Source organism: Endozoicomonas sp. (assembly GCF_031844845.1).
Lineage (GTDB): Bacteria > Pseudomonadota > Gammaproteobacteria > Pseudomonadales > Endozoicomonadaceae > Endozoicomonas.
Window position 1 is genome coordinate 1 of record NZ_JAVRMB020000124.1, and the last position, 5,070, is coordinate 5,070.

At 40.1% G+C, this 5,070-nt stretch carries 4 protein-coding genes; 2 read left to right on the forward strand and 2 right to left on the reverse strand.

The genetic code is table 11. The features are described from left to right. Positions 1–201: 201 nt before the first annotated feature. Complete coding sequence (locus RM811_RS05925) at positions 202–2,040, forward strand: U-box domain-containing protein (RefSeq protein WP_402521789.1); 1,839 nt, start codon at positions 202–204, stop codon at positions 2,038–2,040. Here RM811_RS05925 and RM811_RS05930 read toward each other — a convergent pair. Next, positions 2,023–2,232, reverse strand: coding sequence for a hypothetical protein (locus RM811_RS05930; RefSeq protein ID WP_402521791.1), 210 nt, complete (start codon positions 2,230–2,232; stop codon positions 2,023–2,025). The genes RM811_RS05925 and RM811_RS05930 overlap by 18 nt on opposite strands. Positions 2,233–2,860: 628 nt before the next feature. On the opposite strand from RM811_RS05930, the gene RM811_RS05935 reads away from it, so the two are divergent. Then, positions 2,861–3,163, forward strand: coding sequence for a hypothetical protein (locus RM811_RS05935; protein ID WP_402521793.1), 303 nt, complete (start codon positions 2,861–2,863; stop codon positions 3,161–3,163). Positions 3,164–3,311: 148 nt separating this feature from the next. Here the strand turns inward: RM811_RS05935 and RM811_RS05940 are convergent, their stop codons facing one another. Then, complete coding sequence (locus RM811_RS05940; protein WP_402521795.1) at positions 3,312–4,682, reverse strand: isoprenylcysteine carboxylmethyltransferase family protein; 1,371 nt, start codon at positions 4,680–4,682, stop codon at positions 3,312–3,314. Between the last annotated feature and the right edge of the window lie 388 nt (positions 4,683–5,070).

A 5,070-nucleotide genomic window follows, 5' to 3' on the forward strand; every position in this document is an offset into this window, starting at 1 on the left:
TGGGTGATTGTTTGCATTTCAACATTTATCGCCGAAAAACTGGAGAACACATCCGACTATTGATGCCTTGGTTATAAAAGAGTTGGAACTTATTCATTAGTCAGTGGTCAAAATATTCGATAGCAAAGGATCACCTACTTAGTCATAACATTCGATAGCAAACTATCACCTACTTAAACCTAAACTCAGGTTTCATTGAACATGATTGACACTGCCAGCTTAAATCCCAGAGAAAATGCGATTACTTTGAATAATCGCATAAACATTCATTCAGAATCACAAAAAGACAAAGACAAAGTCAGAATAAAAAACTCATGCCAAGACTGTGGCAGAGCATTTGAAATCAACCCTGATCAATTGCCAAGAAAAACAGCAATTACTCAACGAAAAATCCAAGTACAGGCATCAAAACAATACAAAGCAGAACTGGGTCAGATAAGAGAATCTCTTATCAACCTTCTTGACGCTGGAGTAATAACGGAGCTTGATAGCTGCCGTGAACATTTTGAAACCCTTATTGAAAGCGATAAATCCGTATTGAGACATGAAAAAGGTTTCATATTGTCTGTTACTAACTCTGATCAAACAGAAATCACCAGAATAAAAATAAAAAAATCATTCGTCACCATTTGTCAGCTAATCGAAGATACAACGAAACTGGATCATTGCGGTTCTTATTCAAAACAAAGATTTGAATTTCTTTTATTATTACTTAAGCACTATATGTTTTCGGTGTTTTCGGGATATGACCTCCAACCTGAACTTGAAAAAATAGTTGATAATCTTAACAAAGGCATCTCACTCGACGAGTCAATGACAGAGTCTATTAATCATCTCATAGGCTTGTGTAAATCTATACTGTCACACTATATTGTTTTTGATCTAATACTAGAGGGTAATTTTGACAAGGATAGTAGATTATTTACTGTAATTCGTGATAAAGTGAATTTGGGTTTAAATGTCTCATATCTTGATATCGTAGATGACAAACATTGGAAGCTTAATTTTGAATTTGATGACAGCACCAATGTACAATTACTATGGGTGCTATTTTCAGTATTGGAATATTGGAATTACAGTGAAAGGAAAGGTCTCTTTCTGAATCTATACACCAAAGCACTTAATGATCAAAGAAGCATTGACCTCCATGATGACAATAGCTTTATCAATTATATCTCCATGCGAATCAGTTCAATAAGTGATATTGAAAACTTATTTACCTCTGAAGAAATGAGGAAGGAATATTCCAGTCACTTGCTAGAGCTAAACAAAGACAAATTACTGAACCATGCAACACCTATTGAAAGAAGTGTATTTTTACTTAAATCATTCAGTACAAGTGATGAACTAGCCTCTGTTAGAATAACCAATTATAATGGCACAACCAGAAGCATTTCTTTATATGACTACTTTAAGGAAAGATCCAACCCCACAGCCCTCAGACGTCTACTGTCAAACAAAACTCTGCATCAACAGACAACAGTTGAAGACATACTAAAGAAATTCCAGAATGAAAAATTACTTACCATAAAAATGCAAGAAATCAGGGGAATAATTGCAGATCAATCTAAACTGGCTAATATGGAAAATAGCATTAAATCCTTGACCGTTCAAACAGAAATTCTTAGCAATAAAAGGGTACATTTATCCAGTGAAACAGAACTTCTTAGCAACAAAAAGAGAATCTTGATGGTCGACATTTTTAACATGAAAACAAAATTTAAGTCAATGTCCGAATTTACCACAAAAACATTAGCAGAAGTTACTTGTCCCATTTCTCTGATGTTAATGGAAAAAGCTGTCATGACCGTTTACGGACATAGCTATGACGAAAAAAGTATTCTAAAATGTCTCAAAATAAAGAAAGAATGCCCTATGACAAGGCAGACATTAACAGAAAAACAACTTTACCCTAATCTGAGTTTACAAGGCATTATTAACAGCATACCCGAAGACGATATAGAAAATATGAATTCGATAATGCGGGAAATCACCAAATCAATCGGCAAAGATCTGGAATCGTCACCTACTGAACATTAACTGCCAGCGATATTTGTGTTGCAGCGGCTTTGGTTCATTAACACCACAGCCCTGAGCGATCGATTCCACCAATGATAAAGAGAGGGCGTCAAATCCGTACTCAGCATTGTATCCTGCCAAACTTAATGCCTGGTAACCGGAGAGCAGGACATCCATAAAAACAGGGAGAACAGGGGAGAACAGGACATCCATAAAAACAGCGGGAGAACAGGACATCCATAAAGAAGGGGAGAACAGGACAGGGAGAGGAGAACAGGAGGGAGAGCAGGACATCCAGGGAGAACAGGACATCCAGTGCGCCGAGATAAATCGGCAAGAGATTGAAGGTGGACAGCCTCAACAGGTCCATAAATATACCCTTATTTATTGTATTGATAAATTTATGGGTGTCCTTTTATTTTTTTTTTATTTTTTTATTTTTTGGACATCCATAAGTGCGGAGAACAGAGGACCGGAGAACAGGGGACCTGAGAATAGGACATCCATAAAGAAGGGGAGAACAGGACATCCAGAGCGCCGAGATAAATCGGCAATAGATTGAAGGTGGACAGCCTCAACAGGTCCATAAAAATACCCTTATTTATTGTATTGATAAATTTATGAGTGTCCTTTTTATTTTTTTTTTTTATTTTTTTTATTCTTATTCTTATTCTTATTTTTATTTTTTATTTTTTATTTGTTTATTATTTGTTTATGGGAAAGTAAAGTCCTGGATATCCTGCTGGACTCTTTGTTGGACCTTTGTATTGAATGCCCAACAGATCTCAGGCTTCAGGGTTTTTCCCTGTGATTCTTCCCAGATTGATTTCAGGATTAAATCTTGGGCTACCAGCAGCCCTGTATTCCGCACTGTCGCCCTGATGGCAATCAGGGCTTTCAGGGGAGGGAGTTTCACTGGAGAGGAATGAATCTGGGTGATGGCTGTCTGGGCTACTACGTGGATTGTCCAATCGGACAATATCCGGGAGAATTTCAGGAATCCTGCCGCAGTGGAAGTAGCTCTATGCGCTACGCTCATTCCAAATGCGGAGTCGAGCCAACCATTCAGGCACTCATCGTGGAAGTAACGGAGAGGATCCGTCTCTTTTATTGCTTTTCCGTTAAAGCAGATAACGCATCCTAATTCCCTGAACGCAGGGGGCTGAAAGCCGGTAGGCTGGAGGGACATGCTATTCATATATTTCACCAAGATGAGTTATTTACGTTATTTGGATAGCAGATGAGCAGCTTTGTTCCGATGGGAAAGTGGAATCTTTATTTTCTTTTATTTTTTATGGCTGCCTGGTTGTTGAGGATGGCTGAGGCTCCATCACCGCATCTGACCCGGAAGCCCAATTGAACAAGCTCCCTGGTTTAAATTTAAGAACAGGTAACCAGCGCCCTATGGGAGCCAATAGTCCGTGATGCTCAATATAACGCGCATAAGCAACATAGGCAGAATCACAGGATAAATGACGCTCTTCAGTTTTTGCACGTAATAGATAGATGAAGTTCAATAACAATAACAAGGTGCAGTGTTGTATCGCCGTCACTGGATGACCTGTGGTTAAAAACGGCATGGAAATAAGCCACCAGGATAAATTCTTACTGATATAAGCCGGGTGCTTGGTGTAACGGTAAGCCCCATTGGTCAAAATCCCCCGATGGGTCAGGTTGGAAAAGCGTACGCCAAAAGAAACTGTCGCCCAGACATAAACGCCCATCAGTATCAGGATAAGGCTACCCCAGAGCCCATAAATAATTGGATAGTCCCAAAACCAATATCCCCAGGAGGTACCTGAATTATAATTAAGATACGAATCAGAAATCATGCTCCAGAACGGCTGATAGCACATCAATGCAACGCCCCAGCCTAAAAAACCGGGTTCAGCTGAGCGAATATGGGCATCGAACAGGCGAATAGTACATAGGTAACCGACGGTGACAAATAACAGATCGATGTAAAACAGAAAGCCGAACGTAAAATCAAAAAAGGCCTTATAGCTATGGAATAGAGTGGTAAAATCGAAGTCACGGTAAAGTGCTACTTTGTCTGCCAGATAAACGAACATCAGCGGTAAGAAAAACAGTTTGACCAGCCATCCCAATACATGCTGAAAAACTTTATTTCGATCAACCTGTTTTAGCTTTTTGGGAGAGAAAAGCATTCCAGCCAATACCATCCCCACATGCCAGTAACCATCTTTTGGCTCAACCATATAGCGGTTGATTAATATAAAGTAGGGAATCGATAAAGCACAAAAAAACGGCAGAATAATGCCTAGAAATTCGTAGTACCGGTCATAAAAACGGCCTTGATATTCTGGTAAGAGCCAATAAACAAAAGTGACACTCCCTATTGTCATGGCCAGCCCGGTCAGCTTTACGGCAACGGTGTTATACCAGAAGGCGTGCTGAACAGGCTTATCAAAATCCAGTCCTGTTGAAGGGGAGCGATGTACTTTTAAAAAAACAATGTCCAAAACAATGATTGGCAATGCAAGCCCGAAGCAAACCAGTATGACGCCTTCAACCACCGACAAATCGTCACCAAACAGACAAAAGGTGGCCAGAGTCAGAAAAGAGATCAGCATGCCGGCTGAATTAATAACAATATTTGTGGGTGATTCAGGGCATTCCACATCAGGCATGTTTTTTTTCATACAAAACACTCATTTCAAATTATTCTGACCTGACAGTTTCCCGATGTGGTGTCTGGCCCCAATTGTTTTCAACATTGCTGTTCTTGTTATCAATATCCGCTAGCTGGCTCGCTACATTAATATTTTAAGGGGAGTGGGGTTGTAGAAAGGACCCGCTTTCCGTCATTCCTGCGGCAGCACTCTTGCGCGGGGATGACGGTTACGTTTGGGAGAATGGGTCCGTTATTTTGAAAGCAATCCTTACCTCAGGTGAGCCTTCTGGTCTGACGGTGTCACACGATGATCGTAATCCTCTCAACATAGGCGTTAATGTTCCGACTTTTATCATTACACCGGAACTCCGGCCTGAAGATCTGCCTTGATGTTCTTCCGCGTGCTGTGGTCCTGG